The organism is Pseudomonas sp. HY7a-MNA-CIBAN-0227 (genome assembly GCF_040310325.1).
In the GTDB taxonomy this organism is placed as follows: Bacteria; Pseudomonadota; Gammaproteobacteria; order Pseudomonadales; family Pseudomonadaceae; genus Aquipseudomonas.
This window is the reverse complement of record NZ_JBEOPT010000003.1, coordinates 251910-265485: the sequence shown is the minus strand read 5'-3', so window position 1 is coordinate 265485 and position 13576 is coordinate 251910. Positions and strand designations below refer to the sequence as shown.

The window sequence follows — 13576 nt, the reverse complement described above, 5'->3', positions numbered from 1 at the left end:
AAAATGCCGCTTTCCCTCCTTTATAGGTCTGGCCAATAACGTCAATGGCCCAAGAGTCGTCTGATTTCAGGTTATTAAATAAGCAGTTATGAGCGACCGTTTTTTCGTTGTCATATTGCAAGCGCATGCTCTTGAAGTCATTCCCCTACAGGCCCCAAAGACGAAAAGGCGAACTTTCCTACGTCACAAGTAGTCACTAAGGGTAGATGCAGCTCCCGTTTACACGATTGTTTTCGAACTATTGAGTGGTGATCGAGATGGAAAGTATCAGCCTATTGCTCGGTGAAGCACTGAGCCCTTATCAGGTTACGCTGACCACCTCTGGTGTGCAGGGCGAATGCCTGGTGACCGTGAAGAACCCAGTCGGTGCGATTGTTGTCGAGCGTGAAGTCGACCGGGCGCAATTGACCGACAAGCGCTCACTGGTGGACGTAGTGGACTGTCTGCACCGCGACTTGATGATCGCCGAAGGGCGCCTGGAACCCTCGGTTATCGCGGCGTTGCGCAATGCGGCCCTGACCCGTACCGGCGCGGTGGCATGAAGAATTATTTTTATTTGGAACCTTCCTACGGTAGGGCGAGTCAGATTTTGTAACAGCAAGATCAAGCATTGTGCTCCGGTGCTTGTAGCTTGTTGTACTGGTCTTTATAGGCCACGTTTAACCCCGAGTCGTCTCCCCACTTCTCGGGGTTTCTTTTTGCCCGGGATTTGTCATTGGCCTGGAGAGTCTTCGAAAAACTGCGGGTTGTCTTTCAGGTATTGTTCGCGCAGCACCGGGTCGAGCCATGAGGCGTAGGACTGTAGCAGTGGCTCCTGGGGGATGCTTTGCAACACTTGGTCGATGTGTTCAATGGCTTGTCGACCCTGGGCGGTGTCGGAGCAACCGATATGGATTCGCTGATAAAGCGCGGTGCCGGTGATCGGATAGAAGATCAAGTCGTTGGGATCAATACCCTGTTGCCGGGCCTGATAACGAATTTCTGTCCAGTAGCCCAGCACTGCCTCTAGTCGCCCCAGGCGCTGCATTTGCAGCAGGCTTCCCAGTGCATCGTTGCCGTAATGCGGCGTCAGTTTGTGCGGGTCAGTGTGTTGCAATCGCTCATCAATGAAAGGGCCATAGCTGCGCTCGGCGACTACCCCAAGGCGCGCGTCCCTGGCGTCCAACAGCTTTTCCAGGTCGACCTTGCCGTCAACGACGAAAGGCGCCAGCGCGTCCTGTTGGGATCGGCGGATCGCTACGCCATTGCTTAGCACCGCGAAGGCTGGGGTGGAAAATACAATCGACTTTGCTCGTGCCGGCGTCCACAACAAGGACAGATCGCAGGTGAAGGAGGGCGCCAGCAGCATTTGCATGCCTCGGGCACGGTTGACGTGGAGGATCTGGTGCCGGTATTCCGGCAAGTGTTCAATGAGTATCGGCAGAAATTGGTCGACGGTGCCCTGACCCTTTTGCGGGCCTTCGAAAATGGTCATCGGCGGCAGGTCGCGCACCAGCCACGTCAAGGTTTCCTCGGCCTGGCTCGATAGCGGCAGCGCCCCGAGCAGCGAAGTAATGAAAAACAGGCGAAGGAAGCGTCTCTTGAGGCGACAGGCCATTATCTTGAGTGTTCTCCTGAAAACCGCATCAGATAGCGCCATCTTTACGCAAACGGGTAATGGCCGCGTCGTCGTAGCCCAGTGAGTTGAGCACCACAGCGTTGTGCTCTCCCAACTGCGGGCCGACCCACTCGCAGCTGCCGGGGGTGTCCGAGAGTTTGGGCACGATGCCGGGCATCTTGAAGTCCTTGCCCCCTGGCAGCTTCGCCTGGAGGAACATCTCGCGGGCGAGAAATTGCGGATCGCCGAGCATGTCTTCAGCGCTGTAGATCCGGCTGGCGGGTACCTCCGCCTGGTTCAACTGCTCTACCACTTGCTCCAGTGGCAACGAATTGACCCAGCGATCAATCACCCCATACAGCTCGTCGCGCCGGCTGTCACGGCCATCGTTGCTGGCAAGTTGCGGGTCATTGGCCAAATCCTCGCGCCCAATGACCAGCATGAAACGCTTGAAGATCGCATCGCCATTGGCGCCGATCTGCACATGCTTGCCGTCGGCGCTGGTGTGGATCGACGAGGGCGTAATCCCTGGCATGATATTGCCAGTGCGCTCGCGGATAAAACCGAACACGTCGAACTCCGGAATCATGCTTTCCATCATGGCGAAGATGGCTTCATACAACGCCACATCCACCACCTGGCCCAGGCCACCGTTGACCTCGCGATGACGCAAAGCCATCAGCGCGCCGATCACCGCCCACAAGGCGGCAATCGAATCGCCGATGGAAATCCCGGTTCGTACCGGTGCACGGTCCTCGAAACCAGTGATATAGCGCAGGCCACCCATGGACTCGCCCACCGCGCCGAACCCCGGTTGATTCTTCATCGGCCCGGTCTGGCCGAAGCCCGAAAGGCGTACCATCACCAGTTTAGGGTTCAGCGCGTGCAAGGTTTCCCAGCCAAGGCCGAGCTTTTCCAGCACCCCAGGGCGAAAGTTCTCGATCAGAATGTCCGCATCTGCCAGCAATTGCTTGAGGATCGCCAGGCCGTCCGGATGTTTGAGGTTCAGGGTCAGCGACTGTTTGTTGCGCGCCTGGACGAACCACCACAAGGACGTGCCTTCATACAGCTTGCGCCATTTGCGCAGAGGGTCGCCGCCATCCGGGGATTCGACCTTGATCACCTCGGCACCGAACTCGGCGCAGATGCGGGACGCGAAAGGGCCGGCGATCAGGGTGCCGAGTTCGATGACTTTCAGGCCGGCAAGCGGTTTGGCGGTAAACGACATGAGGATCCTCTCAGGCGCGGGGCGTGTTTGTGATGCCTTTTAACATAGGCGAGCGGTGCAGGGATAAGGATGATGTAGCGCAGGATTCGTTGAATGCCCCCTCCATCGGTTAGACTTGCCGCCTTTCCCAGTCTCTAGAAGCCCGTTCATGGCCCAGCCGTCCACGACCTACAAATTTGAACTCAACCTCACCGACCTCGATCGTTCGGTGTACGAGAGCATCAAGCGGACCATCGCCCGCCACCCGTCGGAAACCGAAGAGCGCATGACCGTGCGGTTGCTGGCCTATGCCTTTTGGTACAACGAGCAGTTGTCGTTTGGTCGTGGTCTGTCAGATGTAGACGAGCCAGCCCTGTGGGAAAAAAGCCTGGATGATCGAGTTTTGCACTGGATCGAAGTCGGCCAGCCCGATGCCGACCGCTTGACCTGGTGCTCGCGTCGTACCGAACGCACCAGCTTACTGGCATACGGCAGCCTGCGGGTCTGGGAAGGCAAGGTGATTCCCGTGGCGAAAAACCTGAAAAACGTGCACATCGCTGCCGTGCCCCAGGAGATTCTCGAAACCCTGGCCAAAGACATGCCACGGGTGATCAAGTGGGACGTGATGATCAGCGAAGGTACGATCTTTGTGACCGATGACCGTGGCCAGCATGAAGTCCAGCTTGAATGGCTGGTTGGCGAGCGCGGCTAGGCATTGGTTTTATGCGGCCTCCTGTAGGAGCGAGCTTGCTCGCGATGAACCTGAGGACAGCGCGTTTATTCAGGCAACACGCGTCATCGTTAACGACCATCGCGAGCAAGCTCGCTCCTACAATTTAAGAGAAGCCCCCGTCACCCCATGCGTATCGAACCTCGCCCGCTGCCCGCCGTCCTGCCATTTCTCGGTGAACTGCCACCGCTGCTGACCCGTCTCTACGCCGCACGCGGGGTGGAGTCGGAAGCCGAGCTGGATAAAAGCCTGGCACGGTTGATCCCGTATCAGCAGCTCAAGGGTATCGATGCCGCAGTGGATTTGCTGGTGATCGCCCTGGAGCAGCGCCAGCGGATCCTGATCGTCGGTGACTTCGATGCCGACGGCGCCACCGCCAGCACCGTGGGCATGCTTGGCCTGCGCTTGCTCGGTGCCGCTCACGTCGACTACCTGGTGCCCAACCGTTTTGAGTTCGGCTATGGCCTGACCCCGGAAATCGTCGCCGTGGCCCTGCAGCGTGAGCCGCAGTTGCTGATCACCGTGGACAACGGCATCTCCAGTGTCGAAGGCGTGGCAGCGGCGAAAGCGGCGGGGCTCAAGGTGCTGGTTACCGACCACCACTTGCCTGGCGACGAACTGCCGGCGGCTGATGCCATCGTCAACCCGAACCAGCCAGGCTGCGAGTTCCCCAGCAAAGCCCTGGCCGGTGTTGGCGTGATCTTCTACGTGCTGATGGCCTTGCGTGCCCGTTTGCGCAGCCTTGGCTGGTACGAGAGCAAACCCCAGCCGAACATCGGCGAGCTGTTGGACCTGGTGGCCCTGGGCAGCGTGGCCGACGTGGTGCCCCTGGATGCCAACAACCGCATCCTGGTCTATCAAGGCCTGGAACGCATTCGCGCCGGTCGCGCCCGGCCGGGGATCAAGGCGATCCTCGAAGTGGCCAAGCGTGACCACGCGCGCATCACGTCCACCGACCTGGGTTTTATCCTTGGCCCAAGGCTCAACGCCGCCGGCCGTCTGGATGACATGAGCCTGGGCATCGAATGCCTGCTCACCAGCGACTTCGCCGCTGCCCGGGAAATGGCCGCGCAACTGGACGGCATGAACCAGGACCGCAAGTCCATCGAGCAGGGCATGCAGCGCGAAGCCCTGGCCCAACTCAAGGACTTGCCGGTGGAGTCCATGCCGTTCGGCCTGTGCCTGTTCGATCCGGAGTGGCACCAGGGCGTCATCGGGATTCTGGCGTCGCGGATGAAAGAGCGTTACTTCCGCCCGACCATCGCCTTTGCCGATGCCGGCGACGGACTGCTCAAGGGGTCGGGGCGTTCGGTGCCGGGCTTTCATATTCGCGATGCCCTGGCGGTGGTGGCTAGCCAGCACCCGAACCTGATCGCCAAGTACGGGGGCCACGCCATGGCGGCCGGCCTGACCTTGCCTGAAGCCAATTTCCCGCTGTTCGCCGAAGCCTTCGACACCGAAGTACGTCGGCAGCTGCGCGAAGAAGACCTCACCGGGCGCCTGCTGTCTGATGGCACCCTGGCGGTCGAGGAATTCCATCTGGAACTGGCCCGCGCCCTGCGCAACGCCGGGCCGTGGGGCCAGCATTTTCCCGAGCCGTTGTTTCACGGTGTGTTCCAGTTGGTGGAACAGCGTGTGGTGGGCGAGCGGCACCTTAAAGTGGTACTCAAGAGTGAATGTGGCTCGGTGAAACTGGACGGCATCGCCTTTGGCGTCGACCGCGAGATTTGGCCAAACCCGAACATTCGCTGGGTGGAGTTGGCCTACAAACTAGACGTCAATGAATTCCGTGGCCAGGAAACCGTACAGTTGATGATTGCCCACATCGAGCCGCGCTGAACCCTGTGCAATCCCCCGTTGTCGACTAATCTCTAAGTACTGTGTGATTGGTCTTGTGACCTTGTCTTTTTTCAGCCCGCCGGGGACGGGTTTTTCGTCGACCTTTCAAACAGAACCCTGGAGCCTGCCCACTGCATAAAAGAGGTGCCCCATGAGTCTGCTGCTAGAACCCTACACTTTGCGCCAATTGACCCTGCTCAACCGCATTGCCGTGTCGCCAATGTGCCAGTACAGCGCCGTTGACGGCCTGGCCAATGACTGGCACCTGGTGCACCTCGGCAGCCGTGCCGTCGGTGGCGCCGGGCTGATTTTTACCGAAGCCACCGCCGTGACGGCCGATGGTCGGATCACCGCCCAGGACCTGGGGCTTTGGAACGACGAACAGATCGAACCGCTGCAACGCATCACCCGCTTCATCAGCGCCCAAGGCTCGGTGGCGGGGATTCAATTGGCCCACGCCGGGCGCAAGGCGAGCACCCATCGGCCGTGGATCGGCAAGCACGGCAGCGTCAAGCCCGAAGACGGCGGCTGGGTTCCGATCGGGCCATCACCGATTGCCTTTGACCCGCAGCACACCGTACCGAAACAGTTGGACGAAGAGCAAATCCAGAGCGTGATTGCTGATTTTGTCGCCGCCGCCAAGCGCGCCTTGAGCGCTGGTTTCAGCGTGGTGGAAATTCATGCCGCCCATGGCTATTTGTTGCATCAATTTCTCTCGCCCCTGAGCAATCAGCGTCAGGATCAATACGGCGGCTCCTTCGAAAATCGCATCCGCCTGGTGCTGCAAGTCACCGAGGCGGTGCGTGAGGTCTGGCCGCAAGAACTGCCGCTGTTTGTGCGGGTGTCGGCCACCGACTGGGTTGAAGATGGCTGGAACCCGGACGAAACTGTGGAGCTGGCCCGGCGCCTGAAAGACCTGGGCGTCGACCTGATTGACGTGTCGTCCGGCGGCACCGCCGCCAATGCGGAAATCCCTATAGGCCCCGGTTACCAGACCCGCTTCGCCGAGCGCGTGCGCAAGGAATCCGGTATGGCCACCGGCACCGTGGGAATGATTACCGAGCCTGCTCAAGCCGAGCACATCCTGCGCACCTGCCAGGCAGACATCATCTTCCTAGCCCGTGAGCTGTTGCGTGATCCGTACTGGCCGCTGCATGCCGACGATGACCTGGGCGGACGCAAGGCCATCTGGCCGGCGCAGTATCAGCGGGCGACCCATCGGGATCAGCCTATTCATGAGTCTGACCTGCGGGATTGATCGTGCGTTACGTGTATTTGCGCTTGTCCAGTGCTGGCGGGAAGTACTGGTACAACCAGGTTTCACTCAGGGTCCGGTCATTGGTGCGGATGAACAGTCGCAGTTCCACGGGCTCCACACTGTCACTGGTCGGATACCAGTCGAACAGGATTCGATAGCCCTTGATGGCATCCAGCACCAGCACGCTGAAGTCCTTCAGTTCGCCATGGGAGCAGGTGACTACCGGCTCGATCCCCGTGCCCTCTGGCAAGCGGTCCAGGCCACCCCCTTTGAAGTCCACGGCAAAACGTCGTGCCCAGACGGGTGGGTAATGCTCGCCCGGTGCCCAACCTTCAGTGAAACCACCCATGCCCGAACGGGTGGCGTCGACCTGCGCCAGCGGTGTGCTGACCGGCGGTAATGCGCTCCAGTACAGCTTGTAGCCGTAGTTCAACGAGTCGCCAGCGGCCACTGGTTTTTTCGGCGTCCAGAAAGCCACGATGTTGTCCATGGTTTCACCGGTAGTAGGAATTTCCAACAGGTCGATAGAGCCTTCGCCCCACGCGGTTGTCGGTTCTACCCACAGGCTTGGACGCTTGCTGTACCAGTCGACCGTGTCCTGATAGCTGGCGAACTCATGGTCGGTCTGCACCAGGCCGAAACCTTTCGGGTCTTTGTCGGCGAAGGCGTTGAACTGCAAGGTCGCCGGGTTGTTCAGCGGGCGGCAGATCCACTCGCCGTTGCCGCGCCACATCGCCAGGCGATCCGAGTCGTGGATTTGCGGGTGGATGGTGTCGCACATCCGCCGTTCATGGGTGCCACAGCTGAACATGCTGGTCATCGGTGCGATGCCCAGTTGTTCAATGGTGGTGCGGGCGTTGATATGGGCATCGATGGCCATGACGACCTGGTTGGCCTGGCAGTCGATGTCGAAACGGTAGGCACCCGTGGCGCTCGGCGAGTCCAGCAAGGCGTAGACCACGAAACGGGTGCTGTCCTTGTCCGGGGTCTCGAACCAGAACTGGGTGAAATCGGGGAATTCCTCGCGTTTTTTCGCGTAGGTGTCGATTGCCAGGCCGCGGGCAGAGAGACCGTACTGACCAGTGGCATCCACCGCGCGGAAATAGCTGGCGCCGAGGAAAGACAACACGTCGTGCCGATCCAGTTCTGGGGCCTTGAACAGCTTGAACCCGGAAAAACCCAGGTCACCTGTGAGCTGTTTGGTGTCCACCGTGGTTTTTTCGTAGTTGAACAGCTCCGGTCGAAAATGCACCTCGCGAGCCTGGCGGGTTTTTGGGTCGACGCTATGCATGCGCACTGGCGTCTTGAAGCCCATGCCGACATGGAAAAACTGCACGTCCAATTGGCCGTTCACCTCTTTCCACAACGAATGCTTGCCGTCGTAGCCGATGGCATTGAAGTTCTGCGGGGTCATGGTCGCCAGGGTCGGCGGCAGCACCTGCTTGGTGTCCAGGTAGCGCTTGCCGGCCAATTGCTTGGCCTGGATCTTCAGCGCGTCGAAGTCGAACGCCTGGGCCTCGCCATCAGCGGTGCGATTACCCGCCCCGGCCTGTGCAGCCAAGAGGCCGCTGGCCGATAGACCGGTGTAAGCCGCAATGGCCATGGACGCTTTGAGCAAATTCCTGCGGTGCATAGAGACAACCTGTCGTGGACAATCCCGCGCCGTTCCTGGCACGTGCTGGATCAGAAATAACGGTTCGGACATGCCTTCGGCCAAACGCAACGGACATTAAACAGATGCCAAATAGCTTAAGCCGTTCGGTGGCGGATAAAAAATGATTGATAGCGAGGTAATGGCGTCGGATGTGAAACAAAATATGTAGGAGCGAGCTTGCTCGCTCCGAAATGCTGGTTAGCCCACTTCTCCTACCGCCCGCCACGCCTCATCAATCGCCGCATGGGCATAAGCGCTCCACGCCGCATCCGAGTTGGCGATGCTTACATGCCCCACGGGCTTGCGCGCCAGGTTCATCAGCTTTTCGCTTTCGTCGGCATCATCAAACAGGCTGTTGGAAAAGTACGCATAACCATGGGTCCAGCGATTGATCGTGATCGCCAGGATGTCCGTCTCATGGTTGAACCCGCCTGGGCCGAGCATGCGTTGCAACTGATCGCGCAGTTGCGCCTCAAGCACTTCGAAGGTCTGCCCATACAACCGACCGCGTCCGGCGCGGGCCTGGTCGCGGGCGTTCATGCCGCTGTTGGGGCTGGTGGGCACGTAGACCATGTGCAAACCAATCGGCTGCGTCGGATCGCGAGGGTGATCGTAGCCGCCCATGCTCACCGGGTAGTCCAGCTTGATCCGGCTGTAGGGCTGGGTGGCCGCGTAAATCTCATGCACACCGAGCTTCTGGAATGACTGCCAGTTGCGGATCACCACCTTGGTGTACACCAGCGGGAACTTTACATTCTGGCTCAGGGCGTAGGCCTGTTCCGCCGGGAGGTCACGCAGCAGGTACGGAATCATCATGTTGTAGCAGGCCAGGATGCAGCGTTTGCCGCGTACCTGGGCGAGCTTGCCGCCACGGCTGTAGCCGATATGCACGCCGTCGCCAACGTTGCGCACGCTGACTGCGGTGCTGTTCAAGCGTATCCGCACCGGTGCCTTGGGCTGATCAAGCTTGGCGTAGTCAAACGCTGCCAGCACCACGTCATCCATGGTGTGCCCCGGCGCCACGGCCGGAATCAAGCTGCGCACCATCAGGCGTGCCAGGGACGCGTTGCCATCGGGGAAGTGGTAGATGTAGGGCTCTTCCATTTCCGCCGCAGCTTCTTCGCTGATGGGCGCCAGGTTCATCCCGCCGAAGCCGGGGAAACCCACGTTGTAGGCATCGGACGATGCAACAGCATCAATGCTCAGGGCCATGAAGTCATTGGTACGACTCTGGAAATACTTCACCGCACCTTCAGACAATCCCACGTCCTTGAGCAGGAAGTTGCGATAGCTGGTGACGGTCAGGTAGTCGGCCTTTTCCTCGGTAGTCTTGCCTGGCAGGTAGTCCTTGGGCGCGACGTGCAGGGCGATCAGTGCCTGGCGGTCGGCTTCGGGTAGCGGGAAGTCGTTGATGAAGTCGCTGATGGAGCGGGCATGCAACTGATCCGGGGCGATATCGTCGGCCACCATCGGCGTCGGGTCGCCGGTGACCAGTTTGTCTTCACCGAAGTTTTCCTTATCGAAGAACACCCCGCGTGACAGGCCCAACCCTGGATAGAACTGACGGTCGAAGGCGGTCTCGAAGCGCTTGATATTCACCCCGAGTTTTTTCAGCAGGCCGTTCACTTCCTGGCTGTACAGATGATTGGGCGACTGGAACGCCTCGCTGCCGCCATAACCGATGATCATCCGGCCCCCGGCCTGGAACTCGTTGCGCTTGGCATGGCCGCCGAAGTCATCGTGGTTTTCCAGGATCAGGATCTTCGCCTTCGGATGCTTTTCGCGGTAGAACCAGGCCGCTGACAAGCCGCTCAGGCCACCACCGACCACCACCAGGTCGTAGTCTTCAGTGATCGGCAGTTTTTCGGTGTCGAAGACCTTTTTCTCCCAGCCCATCTGGTGGGCAATTTCGAACGAGCCGACGTGGCTGCCCCGAAGGCCCGTGAGGGCCGGCGGGTAGTAACGGCCATCGGGGGCGGCCTGGAGGATTTGCAGCGGCGTCATGCCGGCGGCAATGGTGATGGCGACGCCGTTGAGGAAGTCGCGGCGGGTAATGTCCATGAAGGGTCCTGAAAGTATTTATTGTTATGAGGTGCTTTTACTGTAGGAACGAGGTCAGTGCTTGAACATCACATGGCGAACCGTGGTGTAGTCCTCCAGCCCGTACATGGACATGTCCTTGCCATAGCCGGACAGTTTCTGACCGCCGTGAGGCATTTCGCTGACCAGCATGAAGTGGGTGTTTACCCAGGTGCAGCCGTACTGCAAGCGTGCTGCCAAACGATGCGCACGACCGACATCGGCGGTCCACACTGAAGATGCCAGGCCGTAATCCGAATCGTTGGCCCAGGCCAAAACCTGTGCCTCATCGGTGAACTTGGTTACCGACACCACCGGCCCGAACACCTCGCGCCGCACGATCTCATCGTCCTGCTGCGCATCTGCGAGCACCGTAGGCTCAAAGAAGAAGCCATTGCCTTCAACCGCCTTGCCGCCGGTGATCAACCGAATGTGGGATTGCGCCATCGCACGCTCGACAAAACCGGCCACGCGGTCACGGTGTTGCGCGGTGATCAGCGGACCCAGTTCGGTGTCCGGATCATCCTGCAAACCATATTTGATGCTGGCGACGGCCGCGCCCAGCTTCTCGACGAAGGCATCGTAGATATCCGCTTGCGCGTAAATCCGGCACGCGGCGGTGCAATCCTGCCCGGCGTTGTAGAAACCGAAGGTACGAATGCCCTCTACAGCCGCATCGATATCGGCGTCATTGAAGATGATCACCGGTGCCTTGCCGCCCAGCTCCATGTGCATGCGTTTAACGCTGTCGGCGGTGCTGGAAATGATATTGGCACCTGTGGCGATGGAGCCGGTCAGCGAAACCATGCGCACTTTCGGATGATTCACCAATGGGCTACCGACACTCGGCCCACGGCCAAACACCAGGTTGAGCACACCGGCCGGGAAAATTTCAGCGGCCAGTTCCACCAGGCGCAGGGCGGTCAGCGGGGTTTGTTCCGACGGCTTGAGTACCACGGTATTACCGGCGGCGAGGGCCGGGGCAATTTTCCAGGCGACCATCATCAGCGGGTAGTTCCACGGCGCGATGGAGGCGATGACGCCCACCGGGTCGCGGCGGATCATCGAGGTGTGACCAGGCAGATATTCACCGCCCGCCGAACCGCTCATGCAGCGGCTGGCGCCAGCGAAGAAGCGGAACACATCGGCAACCGCCGGGATCTCGTCGTTCAGCGCAGCGCTGTAGGGTTTGCCGCAGTTGTCCGACTCAAGCTTGGCCAGTTCTTCGCCATGGGCTTCGATAGCATCGGCCAGTTTCAGCAACAGCAAGGAGCGGTCTTTGGGCGGCGTCTGCGACCAGCCTTCAAAGGCGGCATCGGCGGCACGCACCGCAGCGTCGACCTGCGCTTCACTGGCTTCCTTGATCTCCACCAGCACACGGCCCAGCGCCGGGTTGAACACCGGCTGCGCCGGGCCTTCACCTTCGACCAGATGGCCGTTGATCAGCAGTTTGGTTTGCATATGAGTGTCCTCTTCAAACAATTATTTACCGCCGCTACCGGCCACGCTTTCACCGCCGCGGGTCAGGTAATAGGCACCGAGAATCGGAAACATCGTCACGATCATCACCAGCATCGCCACCACGTTGGTCACCGGCACATCTCGTGGTCGGCTCAATTGGTTGAGCAGCCACAGCGGCAAGGTGCGCTCGTGGCCGGCGGTGAAGGTGGTGACGATGATTTCGTCGAACGACAAGGCGAACGCCAACATGCCGCCGGCCAGCAACGCCGAACCGAGGTTGGGCATGATGATGTAGCGAAAGGTCTGCCAGCCGTCAGCGCCTAAATCCATCGACGCTTCGATCAGGCTGTGGGAGGTGCGGCGCAAACGGGCGATAACGTTGTTGTAGACGATCACCACACAGAAGGTTGCGTGGCCGACGATGATGGTGAACATCCCCGGCTCAATCCCCAGCGTCTTGAAGGTCGCCAGCAACGCAATACCGGTGATGATCCCCGGCAGGGCAATCGGCAGGATCAGCATCAGCGAGATGCCTTGCTTGCCGAAGAACTCCCGGCGATACAGCGCGGCCGAGGCCAGGGTGCCGAGCACCATCGCAATCAGCGTGGCGATGGCGGCGATTTGCAGGGACAACTTGATCGCTTCCAGCACGTCGGGCCTTGAGAAGGCGACGCTGAACCACTTCAGGGTGAAGCCCTGGGGCGGAAAGCTGAACGCCGCTTCTTCGGTGTTGAAGGCGTAGAGGAAGATGATCAGGATAGGGAAGTGCAGAAAGACCAATCCGCCCCAAGCCGCAACTTTTAGACTCCACGAAGCTTTTTCAGAGTGCATCGAAGGCCCCCAGGCGTTTGACGATAGACAGGTAAACCGCGATCAATACGATGGGCACCAGGGTGAACGCCGCCGCCATGGGCATATTGCCGATGGCGCCTTGCTGGGCGTAGACCATGCCGCCGACGAAGTAGCCCGGCGGGCCTACCAGTTGCGGCACGATGAAGTCGCCCAGGGTCAGCGAAAAGGTAAAGATGGAACCGGCAGCAATTCCTGGCACCGACAGCGGCAGAATCACCTGCATGAAGGTCTGGCGCGGCTTGGCGCCCAGGTCCGCCGAAGCTTGCAGCAACGATGGCGGCAAGCGTTCCAGGGACGCCTGGATTGGCAGGATCATGAACGGCAGCCAGATGTAGACAAACACCATGAACCGCCCCAGATGTGAGGTGGACAAGGTGCTGCCGCCGACACCGGGAATCCCCATGATGAACTGCAGCACCGGCTCCAGCCCCAGGTGCTGGACGAACCACTGTGCCACGCCACCCTTGGCCAGCAGCAGAGTCCAGGCATAAGCCTTGACGATGTAGCTGGCCCACATCGGCATCATCACCGCAATGTAGAAAAATGCTTTGGTCTTGCCCGTGGTGTAGCGCGCCATGTAGTAGGCGATGGGGAACGCGACGATAGCGCTGGCGATAGACACCACAATCGCCATGCTCAAGGTGCGCAGGATGATGTCGAAGTTCGACGGCTGGAACAGCGCGGCGAAGTTGGCCAGGGTCAGGTCCGGCGTCACCGCCATGGTGAAGTCGTCGAAGGTGTAGAACCCTTGCCACAGCAAAGTCAGCAACGAACCCAGGTAGATCGCACCGAACCAGATCAGCGGCGGTATCAGCAGCAGCGACAGGTACAGGTTGGGCTTGCTGTACAGCAGGTTGGAAAACCTGCGCATCGGCGATTGAGTCAGGGCCAGGCTCATG

11 protein-coding genes are annotated in these 13576 nt (G+C 59.9%); 4 read left to right on the top strand and 7 right to left on the bottom strand.

All coding sequences use genetic code 11. The features are described from left to right. Nucleotides 1-257 precede the first annotated feature (257 nt). Nucleotides 258-542: a DUF3509 domain-containing protein gene (locus tag AAEZ06_RS07325; protein ID WP_350613663.1), complete on the top strand. Its 285-nt coding sequence runs from the start codon at nucleotides 258-260 to the stop codon at nucleotides 540-542. Nucleotides 543-712: 170 nt separating this feature from the next. On the opposite strand, the gene AAEZ06_RS07320 is transcribed toward AAEZ06_RS07325, so the two are convergent. Both AAEZ06_RS07320 and AAEZ06_RS07315 read right to left on the bottom strand, forming a co-directional pair. After that, a complete protein-coding gene (locus tag AAEZ06_RS07320; protein WP_350613661.1) occupies nucleotides 713-1597 on the bottom strand; it encodes a TIGR02285 family protein in 885 nt (294 codons plus the stop codon). Between the two features lie 28 nt (nucleotides 1598-1625). Next, complete coding sequence (locus tag AAEZ06_RS07315; RefSeq protein ID WP_149412460.1) at nucleotides 1626-2825, bottom strand: CaiB/BaiF CoA transferase family protein; 1200 nt, start codon at nucleotides 2823-2825, stop codon at nucleotides 1626-1628. A gap of 148 nt (nucleotides 2826-2973) precedes the next feature. Here AAEZ06_RS07315 and AAEZ06_RS07310 point away from each other — a divergent pair, with 148 nt between their 5' ends. The 3 genes from AAEZ06_RS07310 (at nucleotide 2974) to AAEZ06_RS07300 (ending at nucleotide 6631) form a co-directional block, all read left to right on the top strand. Then, on the top strand, nucleotides 2974-3516 hold the full coding sequence (locus AAEZ06_RS07310; RefSeq protein ID WP_149412461.1) for a YaeQ family protein: 543 nt from the start codon (nucleotides 2974-2976) through the stop codon (nucleotides 3514-3516). Between the two features lie 147 nt (nucleotides 3517-3663). Next, entirely contained in the window at nucleotides 3664-5373 is a 1710-nt protein-coding gene (gene recJ, locus AAEZ06_RS07305; RefSeq protein ID WP_149412463.1) for a single-stranded-DNA-specific exonuclease RecJ, read from the top strand. A 151-nt stretch (nucleotides 5374-5524) separates the two neighbouring features. Continuing rightward, complete coding sequence (locus AAEZ06_RS07300; protein ID WP_149412464.1) at nucleotides 5525-6631, top strand: NADH:flavin oxidoreductase/NADH oxidase; 1107 nt, start codon at nucleotides 5525-5527, stop codon at nucleotides 6629-6631. 7 nt (nucleotides 6632-6638) lie between these two features. Here the strand turns inward: AAEZ06_RS07300 and AAEZ06_RS07295 are convergent, their stop codons facing one another. The 5 genes from AAEZ06_RS07295 to AAEZ06_RS07275 form a co-directional block, all read right to left on the bottom strand. Further along, on the bottom strand, nucleotides 6639-8264 hold the full coding sequence (locus tag AAEZ06_RS07295) for a glucan biosynthesis protein D (RefSeq protein WP_350613657.1): 1626 nt from the start codon (nucleotides 8262-8264) through the stop codon (nucleotides 6639-6641). Nucleotides 8265-8483: 219 nt separating this feature from the next. After that, nucleotides 8484-10346, bottom strand: a complete 1863-nt coding sequence (locus AAEZ06_RS07290; RefSeq protein WP_350613655.1) for an NAD(P)-binding protein — start codon at nucleotides 10344-10346, stop codon at nucleotides 8484-8486. Nucleotides 10347-10400: 54 nt separating this feature from the next. Continuing rightward, nucleotides 10401-11825, bottom strand: a complete 1425-nt coding sequence (locus tag AAEZ06_RS07285) for a gamma-aminobutyraldehyde dehydrogenase (protein ID WP_149412466.1) — start codon at nucleotides 11823-11825, stop codon at nucleotides 10401-10403. Nucleotides 11826-11846: 21 nt separating this feature from the next. Further along, nucleotides 11847-12656: an ABC transporter permease gene (locus AAEZ06_RS07280; RefSeq protein WP_149412467.1), complete on the bottom strand. Its 810-nt coding sequence runs from the start codon at nucleotides 12654-12656 to the stop codon at nucleotides 11847-11849. Beyond that, on the bottom strand, nucleotides 12646-13575 hold the full coding sequence (locus AAEZ06_RS07275; RefSeq protein WP_350613652.1) for an ABC transporter permease: 930 nt from the start codon (nucleotides 13573-13575) through the stop codon (nucleotides 12646-12648). The genes AAEZ06_RS07280 and AAEZ06_RS07275 overlap by 11 nt, the downstream gene beginning before the upstream one ends. Nucleotide 13576 lies beyond the last annotated feature (1 nt).